General features: G+C 56.5%; 23 protein-coding genes and 1 pseudogene. 13 read left to right on the forward strand and 11 right to left on the reverse strand.

The features are described from left to right. The first annotated feature begins 113 nt into the window (after window positions 1-113). Window positions 114-1,010 (forward strand): aldo/keto reductase, encoded by an 897-nt coding sequence (locus P5205_14435; GenBank protein HSA11561.1) that lies wholly within the window; start codon window positions 114-116, stop codon window positions 1,008-1,010. 52 nt (window positions 1,011-1,062) lie between these two features. Here P5205_14435 and P5205_14440 read toward each other — a convergent pair whose 3' ends face one another. The 3 genes from P5205_14440 to amrB are packed head-to-tail and all read right to left on the reverse strand — an operon-like array spanning window position 1,063 to window position 6,146. Then, window positions 1,063-2,091, reverse strand: coding sequence for an SUMF1/EgtB/PvdO family nonheme iron enzyme (locus P5205_14440; protein HSA11562.1), 1,029 nt, complete (start codon window positions 2,089-2,091; stop codon window positions 1,063-1,065). Between the two features lie 46 nt (window positions 2,092-2,137). Beyond that, complete coding sequence (locus tag P5205_14445) at window positions 2,138-4,585, reverse strand: fused MFS/spermidine synthase (protein ID HSA11563.1); 2,448 nt, start codon at window positions 4,583-4,585, stop codon at window positions 2,138-2,140. Further along, window positions 4,560-6,146, reverse strand: a complete 1,587-nt coding sequence (gene amrB / locus P5205_14450) for an AmmeMemoRadiSam system protein B (GenBank protein HSA11564.1) — start codon at window positions 6,144-6,146, stop codon at window positions 4,560-4,562. Before amrB ends, P5205_14445 begins: the two co-directional genes overlap by 26 nt. A gap of 466 nt (window positions 6,147-6,612) precedes the next feature. Here amrB and P5205_14455 point away from each other — a divergent pair, with 466 nt between their 5' ends. Then, window positions 6,613-7,917 carry an NHL repeat-containing protein gene (locus P5205_14455; GenBank protein ID HSA11565.1) on the forward strand — a complete coding sequence of 435 codons (1,305 nt, stop codon included), beginning with the start codon at window positions 6,613-6,615 and terminating at the stop codon, window positions 7,915-7,917. A gap of 72 nt (window positions 7,918-7,989) precedes the next feature. Here P5205_14455 and P5205_14460 read toward each other — a convergent pair whose 3' ends face one another. Beyond that, a complete protein-coding gene (locus P5205_14460) occupies window positions 7,990-8,151 on the reverse strand; it encodes a hypothetical protein (protein ID HSA11566.1) in 162 nt (53 codons plus the stop codon). Window positions 8,152-8,205: 54 nt separating this feature from the next. Here P5205_14460 and P5205_14465 point away from each other — a divergent pair, with 54 nt between their 5' ends. The 6 genes from P5205_14465 (at window position 8,206) to P5205_14490 (ending at window position 10,572) form a co-directional block, all read left to right on the forward strand. Then, window positions 8,206-8,370, forward strand: coding sequence for a hypothetical protein (locus tag P5205_14465; protein HSA11567.1), 165 nt, complete (start codon window positions 8,206-8,208; stop codon window positions 8,368-8,370). A 7-nt stretch (window positions 8,371-8,377) separates the two neighbouring features. After that, window positions 8,378-8,959 carry a hypothetical protein gene (locus P5205_14470; GenBank protein ID HSA11568.1) on the forward strand — a complete coding sequence of 194 codons (582 nt, stop codon included), beginning with the start codon at window positions 8,378-8,380 and terminating at the stop codon, window positions 8,957-8,959. 4 nt (window positions 8,960-8,963) lie between these two features. Beyond that, window positions 8,964-9,404 (forward strand): hypothetical protein, encoded by a 441-nt coding sequence (locus P5205_14475; GenBank protein ID HSA11569.1) that lies wholly within the window; start codon window positions 8,964-8,966, stop codon window positions 9,402-9,404. Beyond that, window positions 9,401-9,853, forward strand: a complete 453-nt coding sequence (locus P5205_14480) for a putative molybdenum carrier protein (GenBank protein ID HSA11570.1) — start codon at window positions 9,401-9,403, stop codon at window positions 9,851-9,853. The genes P5205_14475 and P5205_14480 overlap by 4 nt, the downstream gene beginning before the upstream one ends. 55 nt (window positions 9,854-9,908) lie before the next feature. Then, on the forward strand, window positions 9,909-10,244 hold the full coding sequence (locus P5205_14485) for a hypothetical protein (protein ID HSA11571.1): 336 nt from the start codon (window positions 9,909-9,911) through the stop codon (window positions 10,242-10,244). 88 nt (window positions 10,245-10,332) lie between these two features. After that, window positions 10,333-10,572 (forward strand): hypothetical protein, encoded by a 240-nt coding sequence (locus tag P5205_14490; GenBank protein ID HSA11572.1) that lies wholly within the window; start codon window positions 10,333-10,335, stop codon window positions 10,570-10,572. 232 nt (window positions 10,573-10,804) lie between these two features. On the opposite strand, the gene P5205_14495 is transcribed toward P5205_14490, so the two are convergent. Further along, a complete protein-coding gene (locus P5205_14495) occupies window positions 10,805-11,683 on the reverse strand; it encodes a DNA adenine methylase (GenBank protein ID HSA11573.1) in 879 nt (292 codons plus the stop codon). 67 nt (window positions 11,684-11,750) lie between these two features. Here P5205_14495 and P5205_14500 point away from each other — a divergent pair, with 67 nt between their 5' ends. After that, window positions 11,751-12,005: a helix-turn-helix transcriptional regulator gene (locus P5205_14500; GenBank protein HSA11574.1), complete on the forward strand. Its 255-nt coding sequence runs from the start codon at window positions 11,751-11,753 to the stop codon at window positions 12,003-12,005. A gap of 328 nt (window positions 12,006-12,333) precedes the next feature. After that, entirely contained in the window at window positions 12,334-12,870 is a 537-nt protein-coding gene (locus P5205_14505; protein ID HSA11575.1) for a hypothetical protein, read from the forward strand. Between the two features lie 387 nt (window positions 12,871-13,257). Here P5205_14505 and P5205_14510 read toward each other — a convergent pair whose 3' ends face one another. The 4 genes from P5205_14510 to P5205_14525 all read right to left on the reverse strand — a co-directional run bounded on the left by P5205_14510 (window position 13,258) and on the right by P5205_14525 (window position 15,088). Next, window positions 13,258-14,031, reverse strand: coding sequence for a DUF4145 domain-containing protein (locus tag P5205_14510; protein ID HSA11576.1), 774 nt, complete (start codon window positions 14,029-14,031; stop codon window positions 13,258-13,260). Next, complete coding sequence (locus P5205_14515; GenBank protein ID HSA11577.1) at window positions 14,010-14,237, reverse strand: hypothetical protein; 228 nt, start codon at window positions 14,235-14,237, stop codon at window positions 14,010-14,012. Before P5205_14515 ends, P5205_14510 begins: the two co-directional genes overlap by 22 nt. A gap of 177 nt (window positions 14,238-14,414) precedes the next feature. Next, complete coding sequence (locus P5205_14520) at window positions 14,415-14,912, reverse strand: hypothetical protein (protein HSA11578.1); 498 nt, start codon at window positions 14,910-14,912, stop codon at window positions 14,415-14,417. A gap of 5 nt (window positions 14,913-14,917) precedes the next feature. After that, a complete protein-coding gene (locus tag P5205_14525) occupies window positions 14,918-15,088 on the reverse strand; it encodes a hypothetical protein (GenBank protein ID HSA11579.1) in 171 nt (56 codons plus the stop codon). A gap of 1,218 nt (window positions 15,089-16,306) precedes the next feature. On the opposite strand from P5205_14525, the gene P5205_14530 reads away from it, so the two are divergent. Next, on the forward strand, window positions 16,307-17,194 hold the full coding sequence (locus P5205_14530; GenBank protein ID HSA11580.1) for a zincin-like metallopeptidase domain-containing protein: 888 nt from the start codon (window positions 16,307-16,309) through the stop codon (window positions 17,192-17,194). A gap of 222 nt (window positions 17,195-17,416) precedes the next feature. Beyond that, window positions 17,417-17,980, forward strand: a pseudogene (locus P5205_14535) (tyrosine-type recombinase/integrase). Between the two features lie 175 nt (window positions 17,981-18,155). On the opposite strand, the gene P5205_14540 reads toward P5205_14535, so the two are convergent. Then, window positions 18,156-18,884, reverse strand: coding sequence for a hypothetical protein (locus P5205_14540; GenBank protein ID HSA11581.1), 729 nt, complete (start codon window positions 18,882-18,884; stop codon window positions 18,156-18,158). A gap of 1,312 nt (window positions 18,885-20,196) precedes the next feature. Between P5205_14540 and P5205_14545 the strand changes: the two genes are divergently transcribed. Continuing rightward, a complete protein-coding gene (locus tag P5205_14545; GenBank protein HSA11582.1) occupies window positions 20,197-20,505 on the forward strand; it encodes a hypothetical protein in 309 nt (102 codons plus the stop codon). Between the two features lie 3 nt (window positions 20,506-20,508). On the opposite strand, the gene P5205_14550 is transcribed toward P5205_14545, so the two are convergent. After that, window positions 20,509-21,903: a hypothetical protein gene (locus P5205_14550; protein HSA11583.1), complete on the reverse strand. Its 1,395-nt coding sequence runs from the start codon at window positions 21,901-21,903 to the stop codon at window positions 20,509-20,511. Window positions 21,904-23,075: the final 1,172 nt, after the last annotated feature.

Raw genomic sequence — 23,075 nt, forward strand, 5'->3', positions numbered from 1 at the left:
TTCAATTCCCCGCACCCACGACGCTGCCCGGGTGCGTCTCGATTCGCCGGGACGATCCCGCGGCGCACGATTATTCAAGTGTCGAAGGCCCGATTCTGGCGTAAGCTCCCGCCATGCGCTATCGAATTCTGGGCAGCACGGGTCTGCGCGTGTCAGTCATTGGTCTGGGCACCTGGCAGTTTGGGGGCGAGTGGGGCCGCGCGTTCTCCCAGGCTGACGTTGACGCCATCCTCGACCAGGCCGCCGAACGCGGCGTGAACTTCCTCGACACCGCCGAGTGCTACGGGGACCACCTGTCCGAGAGTTTGATCGGCGATTACCTCGGCCGGCACGACCGCTCACGCTGGATCGTCGCGACCAAGTTCGGCCATCGCTTCAACGGATTCCTGGACCGGACCGCGGAGTTCTCTGCTGCGGACATGTGCCGGCAACTCGAGGCCTCGCTTCGGGCGCTACGCACGGAGACCGTTGACCTCTACCAATTCCATTCCGGCTCGGACGAGCAACTGCTGAATGAGGACTTATGGACCTTGCTGGCCGAGCAGAAACGGTTGGGCAAGATCCGGCATCTGGGCATCTCAGTGCTAGGCAAGGGCAGCGAGTTGCAGGCCCGCGAAGCGCGGCGGCTCGGAGTGGAGGCGCTCCAGGTGATCTACAGCCGGCTGGATCGCCGGTCGGAGCAGCTCCATTTTCCTTATGCCCAAAAGGACAACCTCGGCATCCTCGCGCGCGTCCCGTTGGCTTGCGGGTTGTTGAGCGGCAAATACCGTTCCGGCGCAACCTTCCCGGCCAATGATCGGCGCTCCGCTCTGGAGGCCAGGCAAATGCACGACGATCTCGCGGAGGTGGAGCGCATCCGCCAAACCGAACTGCCCGCGGGCGTGCCGATGGCGCAGTGGGCCCTGGCGTGGTGTTTGAAGCATCCCGCGGTCACAACGGTTATTCCTGGCTGCAAAGATCCGGCGCAGGTCGCCGCCAACGCCGCCGCGGCCGAGGTAGAACTTCCATAGGAAAGAGGCGCGCGCTGGGTGCCGCTGGCGCTTTGCCGGTGTCTCCTGGCGCCTAAGGGGCGCGCTTCCGCCACCAAGCCAACAGGACAAACCCAGTGAGTGTCACGACCCCCACGCTGGGCTCGGGGATAATCGCTACGCGGAAGCCAATTTCCCACCGCTCTTCCGTCGGGTCAGTGGATCCTATGAGGCCTGCGGATCCGCCGTCCGTGGAGTTCCAGCTTCCGCCGAGCAGCACACACAAACCGTCGCTGACGGTCTCAGTCCATTCCACCACATTGCCGGCCTGATCGAAGGTGCCGTAATAGCTGCGAGCCAAGGTATAGGCCCCCGCGTCCGTCAACGCGTTGCCCGACGGCAGGTTAATGGAATTGTTGAGGGCATTGCCACCGTTGTAGCCATTGGCGATGCCGTCGTCGTAGTAGTAGTTAGCACTGTTTGGGTCGGATGAATTCCCCGGCCGGCTGTTGGGCTGGTCGTTGCTGCGCGTGGGGTAAAGCCAGTAGCCGGCGTTGCCCGAGGCGCCGGTCGGATCGTAATACGCGGCCTTGTGCCACTCATCCTGGGTGGAGAGGCAGAAAAGCGCCCCAGGGTCCCTGGCAAAGCCGGTGCCACTGGTCGCGCCATTAAGGGTGTAAACCCCGGCCTCAGTCGTGGCCGGCCCTTGCAATCCGGTCGGTTGGCCGTTCTGGAGCCAGTTGACGAAGCGCGCCGCGTCAAACCAGCTTACATACGTCACGGGCCGGTTGCCGCTCCCGAAGACGGAGTAGTGGTAGCTGCCGGAGGAGCCGGTCCGTATAATGCCGCGGACCTGCGGCAGCGAGTTCAGCAAGGGGTTGTAGAGGCTATAGGTATCAGTGGCGCCGACGGCGTTGAGGAAAGCGCAATACTGATTAAGGGTCACCTCGTACTTGCCCATGGAATAATCGTAACCGACGGAGCCCGCATCGAACATCCAGTCTGCGGGGTTGTTGATGTTCCCGACCGGCACGGATTGGATGGTGATCAGGGCCGAGGCGTTTCCCACCAGCAGTCCCAAAGTCCCCAGTACCAGGGGCAACATGTTGGATGCTCGCTTCATGATAAGTGCGGATTGTGGCCAATTGCCGGCTTGATGTCGAGGCCTGTTAGCTTGCATTCTTCCGCCAGACCGCCAGGCCACCGGCGACGTTCAGCAGCGCCGTCAGCAGGCAGACGCCTCCGACACCAATCAGCGGGATTAACACGGTGCAAGCCAGCAGCGCGCCCAGGCAGGCGCCGACAAAGTCCGCCTCGTAGAGCCGGGCGGCGCCGCGGATCGTGCCGTCATATTCCAGGCGGTTGGCCAGCGGGAACTGCATTCCGACCAGTATTGCCAGTATCAGCGTCAGGAGCGCGATGATTGCTTGAACCATTGCCAGGGAAGCAGCCGACCCGCCCATCCGGTTTAGCAGCGGCAGCCAGAGCGGTAGCAGTGCGGCGAAGCCCGCGATGAGAAACGCCAGCAGCGACAAGCTGCCACTACCGAGACTCAGGAGCTTGTTGGTGGATTCGCAGGTATGACTACCTGCAACGCCTGTTTCTTCCCCGCCCCGTCCGGGTCTGTTGTGGAGCGTGGGAGGCGCAGTCAGCCTTTCGTTTGCGCCGGACGGGCTCACCTCGCTGGCAGACTGGCGAGGGCTCTCTCTCTGTCCAAGAGAGAAGGGGAATGAAGCGTGCGTCTTGCCAAAAAGATCATTCTTGGGACCTCCCGCCACCCGGACTCCAAAGAGGCCCGGAACGGCACGCCAATCCTCGCCCTTTACTGCAAGCCGGTTCACCACGAGCGCCCCCAGCGCCAATCCCGCCATGAAGACCGTTACAATGACCCCCACCTGGTGATAGACTGAGCCACAAAGGACCTGGAAGGCCAGCAGCAGAACTAACTCCAGGGCGGAGGCGGCGAAGCCTGAAGCAAACAGTACAAAAGCATTGCCGCGAAACCGCACAAGGTACAAGCCAAGCGCCAGCAGCAATCCCGCCTCGATCAGTCCGACCCGGACGTCGAACTGACTCATCCAGTGGCGAAGGTAGTAATAGTAGAGGACGGGGCTGAAGTCCTTATTCGTCGCCGCCGGCTGTTCCGCGGCGTTGGCGAGGGACGCCATGCGGTCCGGCGTCAGCATGGCGGACAGGTAGTGGCGATTTACCAGGCGTGTCTTGATCTGCCGCTGCTCCAGGCGCGAGGCAACATCGGCAAACAGCGGCCCGTCCGACGCCAGGAAAAACACCCGTCCGCCGGGGATCAGCAGCACATTGCGGAACGATCGCCGCGCCGCCATCCTCGCCGAGGACAGCATGCGTGCCAGCTCCGGGCTAACGTAGTTCTCATACTGGCCGAGCGCGAAGCACACCACTCCGTTGCCGACCAGCACGCTTTTGACCTCGGCCAGGAATTCCGCGGTATAGAAGCGGTTGATCTGAGCGCTGGCAGGAGCGGGAACGTCCACAATGACCACATCGTATTGCTCCTTGGCCTGCTTCACGAACAGCCGCCCATCCGTGTTGATGATTCGGATCCGGCTGTCGGCCAGGTTCTGCGGCAGATACTTCCTGCCGAGCGCCAGGATCAGCGGGTCCAGCTCCACGTAATCCACCGTCCGGACGCCATGCTTGAGAATCTCGCGCGCCGTGCCCGAGATGCCGCCGCCAACGAGCAACACCCGCTGCGACTCCGGGCGCTGCGCCATCGCATAGTGCACGGTTTCCTCCACGCGCTGGTCGTCGCGGGTCGAGGTGATGGGGATGCCGTTTTCAATGAAATCATACTGTCCAGCCGATTTGGTCACGACCACCTTGCCGTAGGGCGAGTTGGCATGGGCGACAACGCGCGACCGAGGATATTGCAGACAGGTTGAAATGCTGTCCAGGTCCGCCAGGAACGTGATGCCGACCAATCCAACCCCCAGTGCGGGGGCAAATGCGGGAACCAGGCGGGCAGCCAACCCCGTCCCCTGCTCCTCCAGCCCCACCCGCCATGCCAGTGCCAGGTTGAGCGCGGCGGGACAGACGAGGATAGCGATATGGTCGAGCCAGTGAACCAGCACCAGGCTGAATAGGACGCCGCCGGTGATGCTGCCGATGCTGTCCGCGACGTAGGCGCGACCGATTCCCGCCGCTCCCTCTTCGCGCACCAGGATTGCGCATGCCAGGGTCAGCGCATAGCCCGCCAACAGGCAATATGGCAGAAGCAATACGAACGTGGCTCCCACCGTCTCCGTGGCGCCCGCCGCCGCGCCGCGGACGAATACCACATTGCGCAATGTCCGCAACAGGAACACCTGCGCGAGCGGCAGCACCGCCACCAGCATCTGGATTCCCGCCAGAGCGCTGAATTGGTTGCGCAGCTTCGCCGCGGTGCGCCCCAGCCCCGCGCCAAGGCCCATCAACAGGAGCCACAAGCCGAGCACCACGCCCAGCACCATCTCATTGCCGGAGAATACGGCCAGCAACTCGCGCATTAGCGCCAGTTGCGTCATCACGCACGACACCCCGAGCGCCGCTACGCTCGCCAGCACCAGCCGCCGGCGATCAGGAGCGCGGATGTTCTTCCTCAAAGCATTCCACGTGATAGGTGGAAACCGAGACATCCGTTCCTCGCCACGCGGAGGGTTCGCAGCCGGCCTTCTGGGAGAGATGGTTGAGGAATGCAGTCTTGTCGGGTATCTGCGCCCAGACCTGCGGCAGAAACGTCGCGGTGCGCGGGCCGATGTGCAGCAGCACCCCGTCCTCGTTCGGGTGCAGCTTGCTCAGCAGGTCGTCCGGCGAAGTGAACGCCAGCGGCTGCGGCTCCGTCAGCACGCTGATCTCGATCTTGATGTCGCCCAATTCGCCCGGCTGGACTGGTGGGAAGCGCGGGTCGCGCAGGGCGGCGTTCCGGGCGTTTTCGGCTACCGCCCGGTGCAACGGCTCGATAGCAGTCAGGTGGCCGATGCAGCCTCGCAGCGCCCCGCTCTTGGTCAACGTGACGAAGCAGGCCTTCTTTTCGAGCAGTTTCGGCGGCAGGCTCCTGGCTTCCGACTCCGGCAGGCTCCCTGTGGCCGTCACGCTCTTCAACGTTCTGCGCGCGAGGTCCAGCAGTGATTTCCGCTCCTCCGCCGACAGGGTCTCCGATGTCGGCGCGTAAAACGCCACTGCCGTGTATCCCACCACACGGTCTTTCTCGCCGGCCACATCGCCACTATTACGGTAATCGAGCAATTGCGCCTTCCAACCCTTCTGCCGCGCCAGGTGCAGCAGCGCCAGCACCGGAAGCTTGCCGCACGCTTCCTGCGCCTTCATCGCGTCAATGTCCAGGTCGCAGATGGCTTTGACGCAACGGCTGTCCAGCCCTTTCGCGGACTCGTAGGAATGATAATGGCTCAAGTCTGTGCTGGCGACAAATATCGTCCGATCATCCATTCGCTCCGCCAGCGCCCTCGCCAACTGTTCCGGGTCTGCCTCGCCAACTACCACGGGCAAGAGCTGGAAGTTCTTGAGCACCTTCTGCAGGAAAGGCACCTGGACCTCGACTGAGTGCTCCCACGTCTCAGGCGTGTCCTGACCAGCTTCGGGCGCGGTCTTTGGCGCCTGCCGCCACCAACCCGGGCGCTGGACCATGCACTGCGGTTCCAGCACAAAGGGCGCGACCGACGCCAGCCCCTTCGCTTTGTCTGAGATCGGGACCAGACCCAGCGGCGTCCGGTAAGCCTCCGCGTTTGGGACGCACGCCCCTTGGAACAGCGCGTAGTGGCTGGCGCCAATGACGACCACCGTGCGCACGTCGCGCCCGGCCAACTGCTTGTAGGCTATGGCCGCCGTCTGTCCGGAGAAATCATAACCCGCGTGCGGACAGACCAGGCCCTTTAGCCGCGAGATATGGCGGTCCGGCGCGGCCGCCAGCAGCCGGTCGAGCGCATCGGAAAGCTTCGCCGCCTCGCCCGGGTAGAAGAGCCCCGCCACCGCGGGCTCACGGATTCGCTGCGCGCTCTTGTTGGACGCCGCCAACCCCACCTGGTTTGTGGGCTGCGTGTCATGGAACGAATCCGGTCGGGCTCCGCACCCAAAGCCGGCAAGCAGCAGCGCCAACGCGATACCGCCGCCACACCCTCTAGCACAGCCTTGCGAGTGATTTGCCATGCCTGCAAGGCATACTCCTTCGCCGGCCGATGGCAAGGCCAAAATCATGACCTTCACCACTGCTTCCCTTCCTTGGCAGAGCCAGCTTATCCTTCAGTTTGAGTACAATCGGCTGGATTGCGCCCGAAACACCCGCCAGACCCCGATGCGAGCCCGCCGATACCCCGGTGTGTATCCCATGGGGAGCGCTCCCCATGGGATACACACCGGGGTATCGCCATGGTCTAGCCGAAGTCAGCCCGTGCAAACGCGCCGTACTGTCCATTTTTGAGACAGCCGGAGGAAGGGTGACAGCCAGGGATCAGCGCGCTTTGCTCTGCGCAGCCTGCCGCAGTTGAATCTCGAACAGACGGAAATGTCGACGTTCCTCCGCAAGAAACCGGGATACGCCCGCCGCCTTTGTTGTTCGCGCGAAAGGTATTGGCAATTCTGAAACGTCGCACTACCATGGAAAGGCAAAGCAAGTATGTGCCGCTTCACCCAGCACCTCGGGGTAACCGTCAGCCGAAGCCTCGCACTGCTTGCACTGGTGCTGGGTAGTGCTTCTGGCTTGGGAGCAGACAACGCGGTTTACCTCTGGAGGACCTTCGCGGGACAACCGGGCAGTTGGGGCACCAACGATGGCGCGGGCGGCGCGGCGCGTTTCTACTATCCGGGCGGAGTAGCGGCGGACGGCGCGGGCAACCTCTTTGTGGCGGACACCATCAATCACACCATCCGGAAAGTGACGAGCGCCGGGGCAGTGACGACCCTGGCGGGCAGCGCGGGCAACGCCGGCACCAACGATGGCACTGGCAGCGCGGCGCGGTTCTGGTATCCGTCCGGGGTGGCGGTGGACGGCACGGGTAACGTTTATGTGGCGGACCAGGGCAGCCACACCATCCGCCGCATCACGAGCGGCGGGGCAGTGTCAACGCTCGCGGGCTTGGGGGGAAATAGCGGCACCAACGATGGTACCGGCAGCGCGGCGCGGTTCTCGTCTCCGTCCGGGGTGGCGGTGGATGGCGCGGGCACCGTGTATGTGGCCGATTACTTCAACCACACCATCCGCCAGGTGACCAGCGCCGGGATCGTCACCACACTTGCGGGTTGGGCGGGGCAGAGTGGGACGAACGATTCCCAGGGCACCGCGGCGCGGTTCTCGCTTCCCTCAAGTGTCGCGGTGGATACTGACGGAAATGTGTTTGTGGCGGATTTCGGGAACCACACCGTCCGCATGATCACCAGCGGCGGAATCGTCTCAACGCTTGCCGGGTTGGCGGGAAATCCCGGCAGCGATGACGGGCCGGGCGGCAGCGCGCGGTTTTACTATCCGCAAGGCGTCGCCGTGGACGCCGCGGGCAATGTGCTCGTGGCTGACCGCTTCAACCACACGATCCGGAAAGTGACGGGCGCAGGGGCGGTGACGACGTTGGGGGGTAGTGCGGAACTGAGCGGCACCAACGATGGCCCCGGCAACGCGGCACGGTTTAACTTGCCTTACGGCGTGGCGGCGGACAGCGCAGGCAATGTCTATGTGGCCGACACCTATAATCATCGCATCAGCAAAGGCATCTCCCTGCCAGTGCTTGCCATCCGGCAGTCTGGCAACAGCAGCATCGTGTTCTGGCCGTCGCCGTCCGCGAGTTTTGTGCTGGAAGAGAATTCCGACCCGGCCAATGCCACCGGCTGGGTGACCTGCGGCTACCCGATCGCCGACGACGGTACCAACAAGAGCATCACCATCACTTCGCCGACGGACAACCAATTCTTCCGGCTTGTGTCCGACTAACGGCGGCGGAAACGAAGCCGGTGTTTGTTCGCGCGGCCTTTCCCACCGGCTCCCATTTCCGAATTGCGCTTTCTAACGGGTTGGCCCATAACGGTGCGGATGTTGGCCAAGGTCTGCTCCGCCGCGGTCAGCGGCATCGAAGCGTATCCGGTCGAGGTGGAAGTCAATGCCGGCTACGGCGACACGCTCATCGTGATTGTTGTCAACAAAACACCCAAAGATTCTTTCGCTCATTTTCCCCTAATTTTACAGGGGTTTCGTGAGGTTTAGCCCCATTGACCCGAAAAAATGAAAGCCGAACAGAGGGAAATTGCCATTGTCGGGGGCATCCTGTTTGCCCTGCTTCTCGGGGCATGGTTTTTCACGGGACACAAGCCTCTCGAAAAAGACCAAGTGGGGGCGGTGATGGTCTTGCTGGCCTTGTTTTGCGTAGGGGTGTTTCTGGACAGGTGAACATTGAATGAAGGCACAATCGCTAAAGAGGATTACAAAATCACTGGAAACGGTTCTGGCCGAGATTGCGGCTTCGGGGCTTAGGGACCGAGACATCAGGCACAGGTATGCGGAGTTTTTGGTTGCCTCTGCTCTGGCCGAGCGGGGGCACGCCGTCCAAGTCCTGGGCGAAAGAGAGGACACCAGTGCAGACATTTACTTGCCCGCAACCCGCAAAAAGGTAGAGGTCAAATCCTGCAAGGCTCACGATGGCAATGGGGAAACCGATTGGGCCTACGCATCATTTGGAAAGGGGACTCAGATAAAACGCGGCAAGTTTGATTACTGCGTCTTCGTGGTGTTCGACAAATTGAGCGAAAGCGTTAGGGAGATTCTCATTTTCACGAGAGGCGAATTGAAAGAAGTCACCAAGATAAGGAAGGGCCTTGCCGCACATGAGGACACCAACCCTTGCCTGCTGATTTGTGCGCCAACCATTCAGGCTTATGACAGCAATCTAAAGCTGTGGGGCATCACGCCATTACAAATTGAGCGCGACCTTCGCCAGTATCCGAGAAGATTCGTGAACGCCTGGAGCAAGATAAAGTAACCGCATGGAAAACAACACCATGCTGGACGAGAACGCGGTTGTGGAAGCCGTTTGCTCGTTCCTAGGTCAGAAGGGATACGTCATCAAAAGCAAGTGCTCAACCACTGAGCAGGGGATTGACGTTTGCGCCGAAAAACCTTCCACGGGAGAGAGAATCGAAGTCGAAGCAAAAGGGGGCACCAGTTCGCGACAAGGGAGCAATCGGTTCGGGAAACCATACACTGAATCGCAGGTTATTGACCGAGTCGCGAAGGGATTCTATACGGTTTTCAAAATGAAGGGAGAGGGCTTGCCGAATACTCGATTTGTTCTGGCCGTGCCAGACACCCGATGGTTCCGCAAGCACTTAAATCCCGTAAGGCCAGCCTGTGAGGCAGCAGGAATCGGCGTCTTGTTGGTGACTGACGGGGCACAAGTGAAAATGTTCACTAGCTTTCAATTGTGAAAATCGTCTCAGGCGGTCAAACTGGCGCTGACCGTGCTGCCCTTGATTGGGCCATCGAGCGAGGCATTCCGCATGGGGGCTGGTGCCCGAAAGGCAGGCTGGCCGAGGATGGACCCATCGCCCCGCGCTACCAATTGCAGGAAACCCCAACCAGCAACTATCCTCAGCGGACAGAATGGAACGTGCGGGACAGTGACGGAACGGTGGTTTTCTCCATCGGCGCAGTTTTGTCTGGCGGTTCAAAGAAAACGGTTTCCCTTGCCCACAAGCACGGCAAACCAGTCCTCCACATTTCGCGAGACGGTGGGCCAGCGTTTCCAGACCAAGAATTGGTGCGGTTTATTCAGGCGCACAACATCCGCGTGCTTAACGTGGCAGGGCCGCGAGGGTCCAAAGAGCGAGAGGTTGCGGCTTTCGTCAAAACCGTTCTGCAACAGGCTTTGGGTTAACAGCGTGAACGCCACTGACCGCAGACACCTTGAACACGCCCAAGGCTGGTTGGGCTTGGGCAACTGGCAAGAAGCCAACGCGGAGTTGGAAGAAATTTCACCCGCCATGCGAGCACACCCCGAAACGTTGCGCGTGCGGTGTGGCGTTTACGCACTGGCCAAGAAATGGGACGGGGCTTACGAGATTGCGAGCGCACTTTGCCAGCGTCCAAAAACCAGTTGGCAGGACGCCTACAACCTTGCGCGTGCTGCCTGTCAGGTGGGACGCTTGAAAGAAGCCTACGCCAGCTTGCAACGGGCGATTGAATTGGCGGGGCGTGAGGACATCCGATTAACCGCCTTGAACGATGCGACTTTGGAACCGCTTTGGTTGAGGATTGGAGAATCCTGAAAAAGGAATTGTTTCACGTGCGGCCTTTCGGCATTTGTTTGCCCGCGCAAGCTCGACAGACCGAGTTTATTCAGTGAGTATTCGCAGTATGCAAGTAACAACCGTCACAGGCGAGACAATCCGTTTCAGCAGATGGGGAGCGCTGGCCCTGAATCACGTCATTGAATGCGGGCATGATTGGGTTGCAAATGTTTCGGTCATAGACGGAAAAAAGCAGAAGAACAGTCGCCGCGTTCACGTGTTTGTTTCACGGAATCCAGACGTGGCGCATTTAATGCAACTGGCGTTGCAACGGCATGACCTCAATATTCAATCAGGGAATGGGTAGCGTGATGATGCGAGCGCACTTGTCGCACGCAAGAGCCGACTTGTGAAGACCTCTGCAACCTTGCGCGTGCTGCCTTCCAGCTTGGACGCCTGAAAGAAGCCTACGCCAGCTTGCAACGGGCGATTGAGTTGGCGGGGCGTGAGGACATCCGATTAACCGCTCTGAACCATACGACTTTAGAACCTCTTTGGGTGCGGATTGGCGAGACGTGAAATCGGATGGTTGCTGGGCCTCAATATGTCAACAGCAACCTGTCTGAGACGTGTTCGCCCTCAAGGGTCTTCCCGTTCATTTGAAACCGTCTCAACATGGACCTGCCGCAATGCACTGAAAGCTCACGTTCAAACAGACCCTTTGGAAGCGGCAGGGCACAGACGGTCTTCCCCGATTTCTTCGTCCCGTCAATGCTGAGGGCGACGTAAACGCCCCTCGCCTTGCATTCCGCGATTCGTTGAAGGAGGTCTTCAAGCGAGAATGATTGAGCACCATACAAGATTGATTGCGTGTGACTGTATGGCGGGTCGCAGTAAACGAGGTCGCCAGCCTTGGCCATCGTCAACGCGGTGCCGTATTCCATCCGCAGAAATCTGGTGTTGGCCACTCGTTTCCGCCAAGCGTCAACGCGCTCCGCGAACGAATGGGGCGCTATTGGCTTATGAATGCCCACGGGGGTTGAAATGTAGCCATCCTTCTGACGAAAGCGAACAACACCGCCGTAGCAGCTACGGCAGATAAACAGCAAGTCCGCTCCGTTCGGCTTGGCGTTGTATCGAGCCTTAATGCGCTCGAAAACTTTCACCTTGTCGCCAGACATCATTTCGTGCCAGCGGTCTGCATACCACTGCTTCAAAGTTTCGGGGGCATCGTGCAAGGTCTTCCAAATCTCAATCAGAGGTTGGAATGAATCAGACCCTACACCGTGAGCAGGTGCCAGTGTTCCGAGGACACCCCCACTGCCCAAAAACGGCTCGTAGTACGTGCCAAAGCGTGGCGGGAAAAACGATATAATTTCCTCAGCCATACGCTGCTTGTTGCCAATCCACTTGAGCAACTGGCCCTTCAACGGGGCTGGCTCTGTGCCGAATAGTGGCATCTGTGCTTTGTCTCGCATCTTTTACCTGGGCCGACGGTATCCGAAAATGGGATAGTTGTCAAAGGTTCATATCGTCACCGCGTTTATGCAGAAGTCAATCTATAGTCGTGAGCAAAAGTGCTTACAGGGTTTGCTGCGAACGCTGCGCGTTGACGCTGGCCTGACACAAACGGCGATGGCAGCACGGCTCAAGCTCCCTCAATCATTTGTCAGCAAGTACGAGTCTGGCGAACGGATGCTAGATTTTGTGGAAATTCGCAACGTGTGCAAACACCTTGGAATTTCGCTCGCTGAGTTCGCAAAGCGGTTTGAAAGGGAGTTGAACAATGAAGCCCGATAACAGGTTTCTTGCTCAACCGAAACAATTTTGGGCGTGTGTCAGGTCAATTAGTCAATTGGTCGGATACACCGTAAGGGGGGAGGGCACAATTAAAGTGCCGTCAGTTGCCGAAATTCGTCAAGCATTCAGACAGCTAACGCTAGACGTTGACAAGATTGCTGACGCAACTGGCCACCCTACAGAGCTTGCAGAGATTCTGCGCCTCTATTTCCAACATCGTGCTACGGTTCTATATGACTCGGTACGGCCAAATCTGATGGACCTGGCGAGGGCACGTCAAACATTTCAACGGATACACGATGCCCGTTTGCACAATTGCCCTATGCCCATGAACAAGCAAAAGGGCGAAAAGAGGGCTGTTGCCTTCCTGACGGCAATAACCAACATGCTGATTGAGGAAAACTTAGGAGGGCTTCCCTGTTGCCATGACCCAAGAGTTTTGACAACCGTTACCAAGGATGGACTTCCATTGCGGACACTATCCCGCAGAGTTGACGGCGCATTTCCTGACACAATTAACCCGATAGCTATTTGGGAAATCAAAGAATACTACTACACAACTACCTTTGGCAGTCGGGTTGCGGACGGCGTTTATGAAACCCTAGTTGACGGGATGGAGCTTGAAGAACTGCATACCACAGAAAAGGTTAAGGTTAGACACTACCTAATGCTAGACGATTACAATACATGGTGGAACGATGGCAGGTCTTATCTTTGTCGAATAATAGACCTGCTACACATGGGCTACCTTGACGAAGTATTGTTTGGGCAGGAAATCGTTCAGGAATTGCCACGCATCGTGCGAGAGTGGGTGCAAGTTTATCGAGAGCAGCAACTCGTATTGCAACAAGCTGGAAGGGCATAATCATTGGCACACTCTGCTTTAATGAATGAACTTTCTAAAATCGCGTTAATGCGCGAACATATACCACTGCCGACGCCAAGGGGCACGGAGCTAGTTCATCATGTCCTAGGCGAGTACAGGCACATGGCAAGCACCATTGGGCCAAACAAGTCCGTTAATCTAGTATGCTGTGTCGGGGGGCGTGAATTTGACGTTTACAGCATTGGCAAGTATGGAGACATTCTATCTGTAGTAGGCAAGACTGCGGATGGGACAGAGTTTAGGACCTACGCGCCTATTGAGCTTGTTAGCTTTACCATCATCTTAAGCAAGAAGGTTAAGGCAGGAGCGCCACGCGAAATCGGCTTCTCTGCCGAAATGAAACGGCAACGGGCAAAGTAGCTAATACTACTTGGTTGCTGGCGGTTGTAATGCGGTGGAGGCAGTGGTGCCCATGCCAGTTTTCTGTGCCTGCTTCAAGCGGTCTAAAGCCTTCTTAGCTTCTTGAACCATGAATGGCGCACTGTAGAGATACTCTAAAATAGCACAGGTCATGTTCTCTAAGATTGGAACTTCCCTTACGGTCAGTGTGCCCAAGCCTGCGTGTGCGCCGACATTGCGAAAAATCCGCAGTTTATCCGCAACTGGCATCAGGTTGTCGGGAATTGCGCCGTGTTTTGAGAGGTATGCCAGTTTGTTATAGAGGTCTTTTCCTTTTGCGTTCCTATCTGCGCAAACTAAGTCAATCACACGCCCAATTATTCCACCGTAGGCATTAGCAGAAACGTTTCTAACCTTGAGTGCTTCGTTGTAAGCCTTAGCAATTGCTGGCGGTAGTCCGCGAGGAACTTTCGGGCCAATAGGGTAAAGAGTGTCATAGACAACATCCCTTCCGTCCATCCATTCGGCCCATCCGTAGCTGCGAAGCTCCATTTTTTGGCAGGCGGGGCATTTCAACAATTCGTAACCTGTCCCTTGCTCGAATGCTTCTCCCGTCCCTTCATCAACATAGTTCGCATTATCAAAGTAGTGAACAACACGCTCCATTGGTGCTGTGTTGCCACAATGCCTACACCGCTTAACCTCACTAAATTCAGGTTGTTTAGGTTTCTTTACCATGACCTCACTGTTTTTGAAGCGGGCTTTGCTTGCAAGAATAATCAGCGTTGCTGTGGTGCCCACGCTTGCGCCGTCAATCCCGTCAACTCGTGGGCAGCGTTGCTAACGGTCTGGTGCGAGCCGTTTAGCCTGTCGGCAATTCCCCGTATGTGGAAGCCATTAGCCAGGTTCTCGCACAACCCGCTTTCGTGCTGCCCGTTCACCAGCCCCACAAGGTAGTAGGTGCTTTCAGGCTCAGGTGTGGTCAGGTTCGGGCTGCTGGCGGGCACACAAAAAGGAAAGGGCGAGCCGCACGCCAAGGCGGAAAATCACAAATCGCCTTAACACGCGACCCGCCCCAAGGCTGGACTTGCGCCAGCCTCGCTTAGGGGTAGTAAACGCACCAAACGTCATTTGGCGGGAGCTTGGCGACAATCACACAACCAAGCCAACTGCCCCTGTAGAATCTAATAGCGGACGGTTAACTCCAACTTCACTGGCTTGCCCCCATTGTCGGCCAGGGCAACAAACTTTTCCTCTCGGGTGAGCACTTTGGGCAACTTAAGAGCGATATTCTTCCTGTCTCTACGCGCAATCGCTAGTTGCGCCCGCTGGTGGTCTGTCAGCTTTGATTCGTCAATCCCCGACACTTCAATGTCTAGCTTGCCAACCCTATCGTTGAATTGACGAACGTAGCGCCTTAATCTCGTTAGGGGATTTGCGTCAATACCCGCGTGCTCGCGATTCAACCGCTCTAGCTCGCTCTGGATTGATGTTACAGCCGCCTCTGCCGATTCATTGCCGTAGTCCTCAATCATGTTCCGAAACACAAGCTCAGGGCTTCTCTGCGCGGCAATGGCTTCGTAGAACCTGCCAACCAACGTTTGCACTTGGTCAGTGTTCATTCCCGCGTTTACAGCAAGGCAGTACTTGAGGCGGTTGGCATAAACGTCATTCGTGTTCATGGGGTCTAGTCCTCGCCTTTCAAACCCAAATCTTCGTGCGTCTGGTCAATAAGGTCTTGCAGCCTGTCCTCTGCCTCCTGCCTGTCTTGTTCAGTGATGCTCTCAAATTCGGCAGGAGCGTCTATGCCTTCGTTGAACGCCTTGCCTTTCCTAAGTGGATTGTATTTTGTTTCCATACTGTTAATTACACGATTTCAAAGATTGTGGCCCCGTCGTAACAACTAGGGACTTCGCTAACCCTGCCATTCTTGACGGCGACCTTAATCCAGCGCGAAAAGAGGCTTTCCACTTCGTCTAGTGGCAAATCATACCTGCGCGTTAACTGGATAACGTCATTTATGCGAAACGTCCTGTAGCTGCCAGATGCCAAGAGGAAGGAGACTACGGAAAGGAACTCGGCAACATGACTGTTAGAACCCTCACGGGCCGCTGGCAGTGAGGCGATGAACGCCTTGCTAAGCTCCGCGTCAGAGACGCGCAAGACGCCAGGTGTGGGCTTTGGGGCAGTGTGTAGTGTGGTCCTTTTCATGGTTACTTCCTCGCAGTCTTAGGCACGTTAGCCTTTGCCTGTTCGACAATCCCTAATACCTGCTCGCGGGGCACAAGCCTGTTGCGCCTAGTAATGGGACTAACCGTAAGCACGCCTCGCGCAATAAGGCGATACAGCGTTGACTTCGACAGGCTGAGGGCGTGGCCTACCTCTGGTAACGTCATCAATAGCGGTTCATTCATCATTGTTTTATGTTCGGGTCTATTGCCCATTGCCGCGCAATAGCACCGTTCCATTTCTTATTACACACAAATATGCCTATTGTCCCTGTTAGCTGCCGAAAAGTTAATTAAGCAGGGGGTAGCGCCATTGGTGTGCTAACATATTAAATAGAAGTCAGAGAGGCTCCTTCGTCCATGAAATAGGCTGGTTTAAGGCTACGTAGGGGCGGCGGATTTCTCTTTTTCCAAATAGCAAATAGAGGCGCACTAGACGGGTGCGTTTGTAGGTAGGTAGGTGCGACACAACCCTAGCGGGGACTTTAGCTGCCAGGTAGAGTGACTTGGGCCTAGTGTACTATTGTTGGGTGCTCTAGCTTGGGTGGGGATAGTGGATTGTAGCAGTTTAGAGTAGAGTCTAGGTGTGTCGGTATAGTGCCTAGCAGGTGGCGGGCTTTATGCTCTAGTAGAGTGACACAAATGTGATAGAAAAGAGCCTAGACGCATTGACACGTGAACTAGTAATTGGGTATTCTATGCACATGAAATTGAACGTTGCTAGAGTAAGGAACCTAGCACTGCCAATTCTATTGTGGCTGACATGGAGTGCCGCCCAAGCCCTCGGCCAGAGTTACCAAAACCAAGGGCAACGTGCTTGCAACACGGGGCGGCAGAACAGAGTTACAATGAACGAAGCAGTATATCAAGTAGTAACAGACCGCATTATTGCCCTTTTGGAAAAGGGCGTTATCCCGTGGCATCAGCCTTGGAACTGCGGAGAACAAGCCCCACAGAACCTTTTGAGTCGCAAAGCTTACAGGGGCGTGAATGTGTTCCTGTTGCAATCCATGCACTACGCCAGCCCGTTTTGGCTCAGCTATAAGCAGGCGCAAGACTTGGGCGGGCACGTCAAACGGGGCGAGAAGGGGTGCCCCGTGATTTTTTGGCGCTGGCTGGACACGAAAGACAAGGCGACAGGGGAAACGCAAAGGGTGCCCCTCTTGCGCTATTACACCGTCTTTCACGTCAGCCAGTGTGAGGGCATACCCGCAGACAAAATCCCCGCTCTGAAGGGCAGCGAACGCCAGCACAGCCCACTAGAGCAGGCAGAGAAAATCGTTGCCGCGATGCCAAAGCGGCCAGAAATCAAACAGGGGCTTGACCGTGCTTTCTATTCCCCTGCGGGTGACTTTGTGGGCATCCCTTCTGCCAATCAGTTCAAGACGGGTGAAGATTACTATTCCGTTCTTTTCCATGAACTGACGCACAGCACAGGGCACCAGAGCCGATTAAATCGCAAGGGTTTTGCGGGCACGGATGGCGACTGGTCGGCCTTTGGCTCTACGCCCTACGCCCGCGAGGAATTAGTTGCGGAAATGGGGGCGGCTTTCCTCTGCGGGCAGGTTGGCATTGTCGAGCGCACGATTGAAAACTCTGCGGCCTATGTTGGTTCATGGCTTAAGCGGTTGAAGGACGATGCCAAGTTAGTTGTGCAAGCTGCCGCTCAGGCTCAAAAGGCGGCAGACTGGATACTTGCCAAGCAATGGCAGGATGAACCGTCAGCCGAGAGCTAACCAACCAGAAGCGGAAGCCTGTCGCTATACGGTGGCAGGCTTCCATTACCTTATACCTATATGCAAGCCGCTACGGCACCGCGCAAAAACGAGCTAACCAACCCGCTCGAAAATGTCCGAAGTCGGGAGAGTCTTATTTCAGCCGAGCAGGAAAATGGCACGGTTGTCGAAGTCACCTTTCCCCATGCCAATACTCGTTTTCGGCCCACTAGCCCAAAACCCCCGAGAAAACCCCGCAATGCAGACAGACGCAGCAGGGAGTACTTAACCCCTGCTGAGGTTGAAAGCCTTATCAAGGCTGCTGACGGAATCGGCAGGTATGGGCATAGGGATTCGACTCTAATCCTCCTAGCGTATCGCCATGCGCTCAGGGTGTCTGAGCTTGTCTCGTTGCGATGGGACCAGATTAACCTCGGTCAGGGTTTGATTCACATTAACAGGTTAAAAAACGGCAATCCAAGCACGCACCCATTACGCGGCCCTGAACTACGGGCACTGCGCCGACTGCAACGCGATTATCCTAGCGCCTCCTACCTGTTCATTGGCGAGCGCGGCCCGCTGACAGACTCCGCAGTAAGGAAAATTGTGGCGAGGGCTGGCAGGAAAGCGGGGTTGCCGTTCCCTGTTCACCCTCACATGCTGAGACATGCGGCGGGCTACAAGCTCGCGAACGATGGTCAGGACACCAGAGCAATTCAGCACTACTTGGGCCACAGGAACATAACGCACACCGTCAGATACACCGAGTTGAGTCCCGAGCGTTTCAAAGACTTCTGGCAAGACTAGCCAGTTCATAAGCATCGCAACGCGCCCGCTCGACTGAGCGGGCGTTTTTGTTATACGCATTAGCCAGGTTAATGAAAAAATCGCCACGCCCATGCCGACAAATCGGCAGGGGGTGTTGTGTTTCTCTCGGCCCAGGCTGCGAGTCCAAAATTTGTCAATGCCAGAACTGCGGGGCTTAACACTCCTTGGGCAATGGCGGCACTCGCTTACGTTCACGGGCTTTTGCCTCTTTGATGTAGTTTGCACCCTGCGGGTAACAATGCTCCAAGAACTCTATTACCTTTGGGTTAAGTATGAGCATAACGGCTTGCGCCGTGTCTGGCACCATCACCGCACCAAGTCTTTGGTAAAGCCTTACCAGTTTGTAGCTCGGCATGGACTCGCTTGACGCATGGCCTATGAGGCGATGCACGGTGAACGACTTTAGCCCAAACAAAGTCCCCGCGACTTCATCAATCAAGAAGCTCCGCAGACCAAAGAAACTCCCCCTCCAGGGCTGTTCCACTTTCAACATAAGGGTGTTAACAGCAAACCCTGCGCGGAATGGTTCCAAGGTGAAAGTGAAGTGTGCATGGTGGTTGCCAGACGCCAAGCGATATGCGTAACCCGCGTAAACCCGTGCGCCGACAGGCCACGTTTCAGGTTCGGAAAATGGGAACTCCGCTTCCGCACGGCTGAGCGCGAGGCCAGTTCCTTGTCTCATAATTGTGGAAAGCACGTCCAGTTCAAAGGGTAGTTTGTCGGGCCAGTCAGTTTCAAAGCTCCCGATGGTAGGGCTACTTCCCTCGGGGCAGATTGACAGGAAACCTTGCTGTGCGGAGCGTTGCACTTCCGAATAATCGAGCACGATGCGGGCGCGGGGCCGCGTAAAAACATCTGCGTTGCTGGCAGTAAAAGAGTTCACTACTAAGAGTTACACCGCAAAGTGGGGGTTATCGCCACAAACGACAACCCCACTAGTCGCAACGGACTAGCGGGGCTGTTGTCAAACGGAATAGCGGCCTAGACGCTAGAACCGTTCACCTTGGCAGGACAAAGTAGTTGAGAGGCTTGGCTACAAGTTCACCGTCCATCACCATGCAATGCAGTTCCGTATGTAGTTCTTGGGTCAATGCCTCACGGGCAACCGCTGAGAGACTGTAGTTGCGGTATAAGTTCAATGACATACACTCAGCAATGTCTTTCGCTTTCAATCCCCGCCATCTACCGTAGCGTTTTCGGAAGCTCCATACGATGCCCGCTCGTATGTCGGGCTTACCCTTGAACTTGCGTGCGCCTAGTTGGTCGTCAATTACGTCTATCGCTCTCGCGTAGTCTTCTCTCTCGGCCAGTAGCTCGTTAACATCTTCTCGCTTCGTGTATTTACGTTTCATGGATACGCTGGATATAGAGCCTCACACAAACTGTAAGCGGATAGACTTGCCAGCCTGCGCCCGCTCGCGTATCGCATTCAGGATTCCCCGCGTTGCAATGACGTAGTATCCGTCACAGTCAGGGCAACATCTGCCATTCGTTAGCGGATAAGCATTCCGCCCGCCCGTCCAGCCTGTTGCTAGCTCTATGGGTATCGGCCCGCCGCATACGCTACAGATGCGGCGCTTGCTGGTTGTTTCGGTTGCACTGGTTTTGGTGACTTTCTCACCCCGATTCCTATTACTTGTAGGAGTTTTCATGCGGAGCATGGTATAGATTCAAACGCACTTGTCAAGCTTTTCCTACAATGTGCATTCCACCCGCATAAACATTGGTCGGGAACGCTGTTGCCCATAAGGGCCAGAAAGGAAAAAGGCTGGCATTCCGCTAGAATGCCAGCCGAATTGAGTAGAAACGGGAACTAGAGCCTAGATTTGCCTGCGGCTTTGGCCTTTTTCCAGCGTGCCTTTGCTGCCGCCGACAGCATTGCCTTTGCTGCCGCGCTCATTTTGCGCCTGCCCCTCTTGGCGGTGGGTGCGGGTGCTGCCCCCGCCTTGGCGGGTCTGCCCCTGCGCTTTGGAGCTTCTGCCCCCATGTCGGCAATGACCTTGTTTACGGCCTCTAGTTTCGCTTCTAGTTCTGCTTTGTATTTGAATATGTCCATAGCGTGCTTGCTTTCGATTTGTAACCGATGATGCGTTAGACTCTAGCGCACGGGCGTTAGCTGTCAACACCCCTCTTTGCGTCTTGCACGTGACTGCGCGCCTGATACCCTACAACGCAGCAATCGTGAAAGGCTCTTTATGGACTACAACCAACTACTTGCACAGCAACAGGCGGCAGTGAATCAGGCAATGCAGCTTTACTGGACAATTCTTTTAGGCGCAGCATTGATACAGCTTATTTTGTTTGGCGTGGGCTGTTGGGTCATTTACATGTTCTACGCTCGCCTGCGAGACATTGCAAACGAAGTGCGTAAACTTCGCGTTGCTTACGAAGCTGGACACACCGCGCAAAGCGGTTCAACGCCCCGACAGCCGTATTGGTCGCCCGAACAAGAAAACCCGTTTGCACCCGCAGGAGGGGACGCGAAGTACATGCCCAAGCATTAGCCGCTAGCCACTCGCATACTTCTGAGCGAGCTTTTCGAGTCCTGCGAGCCGTAAACCAAGGCGCAACTCGCCAGTCCACCGAGAACGGGCACTAGAACCTGTAACACGTATGTTCTTATCCTGAACGTATGATGACCTAAGAGAAGAAAGAGAAGATTGATTATTGTACTCTATACGTGGTACAAGTTCCTTGCTGGCGTTAAGCGTCATACGCTCCATAGTAATGACAGGTAAACAGCCTACTAGACTCTTGGCGGCATCCCTTACGATTTGCGAGACTGCGTAACGCTCCGCAACCAGCCCCAGCCAACCATCGTGCATAGGCACATAAAAAAGTCCACGCCTAGCGCACTCGGCCCCCACGGTTTCAACCATGATGTGGGCTTCTAGGTTTTGGAGCGTTGCGGCCATGTTTTCCCTGCCTAGCTCTTGGACACGCGTGGCGATGCCAGGAAAGTGAGCTTTGTAGAAGTCGAAAAAGTAGTTTTCAATCGCTCCGTTACAGAACCGCATGAAGTCCACATGCTTGACGGTATCCCTATCTGACTTGACCCCCGCCCAGTCGCGCACATGAATGTAGATGTCAGTAGATTCCAACAGCGCGTAGTATCGGGCCTGCTCCGCTTTGTCTCGTGTGAACGTGCCAAGCAACCACGGGTGACACGCCTTCAAGTCAAATTCGGCCAGTTCCCTCTTGCCTTTGTGCCTAATGAACTTGCGCCCCTCTTTGGGCATTTCAACAATCGTGTGGTACAGCCTGTTAACCACGCGCCCCTTAACCAAGTTTACCGCACCCGAATGCACCTTGGCCAGACCGTCCAGGGCTTTTGCGCTCAACTGCTGACGGGGTGCGATGTCCCGAGCCTCTAGTTGCTGGCAGCACGCAATTATCCAGTCCGCTACGGTGCCCTGTGCCGTGGAATGGTCCGCTTTCTTGCGGAGCCTCTTTGCATTGAACCGTGCCCAAGTGGTTCCTGTGGCGCGTGCCTGTGCGGGTATTCTGTAGGACTTTGTGAAGCCGCGCTTGTCCTCAGTGCTTTCTTGGTAGGACTCATTAACCTCTATCTCGCCCATGCTCACAAGCTGGTTAATGTATTTGCGGTAGTTCTCCCCGAGGCCGTCATTGAAGTATCGTGCCCCGATGTTGACGAAAAACGCGGGGTTGCGCTGTTTCTTGCTCAGGTAAACAATGATGTCTTGTGCGTAAGCCAGGTTGCGAGCCTCACGGTCGGGCAGTGCGGCCAGCTTGGCGTGCAATGAACTGGTTACTTGGAAGGACTTGGCTTTGAGCCAAAAAGGAGCAGGGGGCGATGGGAAGATGCTGCGGTCAGAAACCGCGTTTTGGTGCCCACCGCCCCCGTTCACCAAATTGAAATTGCTGCAATTCTGAGTTTGCATCTTACTGTATATTACACGTAGAAGACCTGACCTTACACAATTTCTACTTGTGCCTCTATAGGTTGCCCTCTAGTCAACTCAGCCTAGACGGGTTTCGAGCGATTCTATTCACCCGCGCCTAATCCAATCACACGATTGACCCATTTTGGACACAATCCTGTTACACGCTTGCGCCCGCCTGCCTAATCCAATCACACTTAAGCCCGATTGCTGAGCAAAAACGCGCACGCCTAATGGCGTGCCGTATTATATTGTTAATTATTGTAGGGCTGAGCTACTCGCGTGCTAGACTTGACCTATTTAGGAGTTGACAAGTTGCCAAGTCCTTGGTCTAATGGAGCTATAATGGAAAACACACTGCTCACACGCTATTCGGTCTATTTCGCTTACGTAAGAACGTTTGTCCGCAACTGTCTCAGGAGGAAACGCCAACGGTGGACTAACCCGCAAACGGGTCAGGTGTGTATGCGCGGTACTGACGGCAGGTTTGTTTCGTCGGGTAGAAGTGGCAATTGCCCGAACTATACTTAACATGTCGGGCAACTCGAAAATCTCTTGGACACACCATACGTTTAACCCGTGGTGGGGCTGTGAGAAGATTTCAGAAGGCTGTGCGAACTGCTACGCGGACAGTCTTAGCTCACGGTATGGTTTCGACGTGTGGGGCAAAGGCAAGCCCCGTAGAACTTTCGGCGCGACACATTGGGCCGAGCCTCTACGGTGGAACAGGAAAGCCGAGTCCGCCCGAACCCGTGCCCGTGTATTCTGCGGGTCTATGTGTGACTGGTTGGAGCAGCACCCCACGATGAACGCTCAGCGGCCTAAACTGTGGTCCCTGATACGCCAGACACCCTGCTTAGACTGGCTTCTACTAACGAAGCGGCCCGAACGGCTCGCGGAAACCCTTCCGAACGATTGGGGCACGGGGTATCCTAATGTCTGGTTAGGGGTAACAGCGGAATCAGACAGCTACACAGACCGTTTCAACAGATACCTCGCCCCGCTTCCCGCAACCGTCCGCTTTGTCAGTTGCGAGCCTGCTCTTGGCCCCATTACAAGACTGAATTGGCCGCGCTTGGATTGGCTGATTTATGGCGCGGAAAGTGGCGCACATTACAGGCCGCATAATGTGCAATGGGCCAGGGACGTTAAGGCACGGTGCAGCGAGCATG

It is taken from the genome of Candidatus Paceibacterota bacterium (genome assembly GCA_035452965.1).
Taxonomy (GTDB): domain Bacteria; phylum Verrucomicrobiota; class Verrucomicrobiia; order Limisphaerales; family UBA8199; genus UBA8199.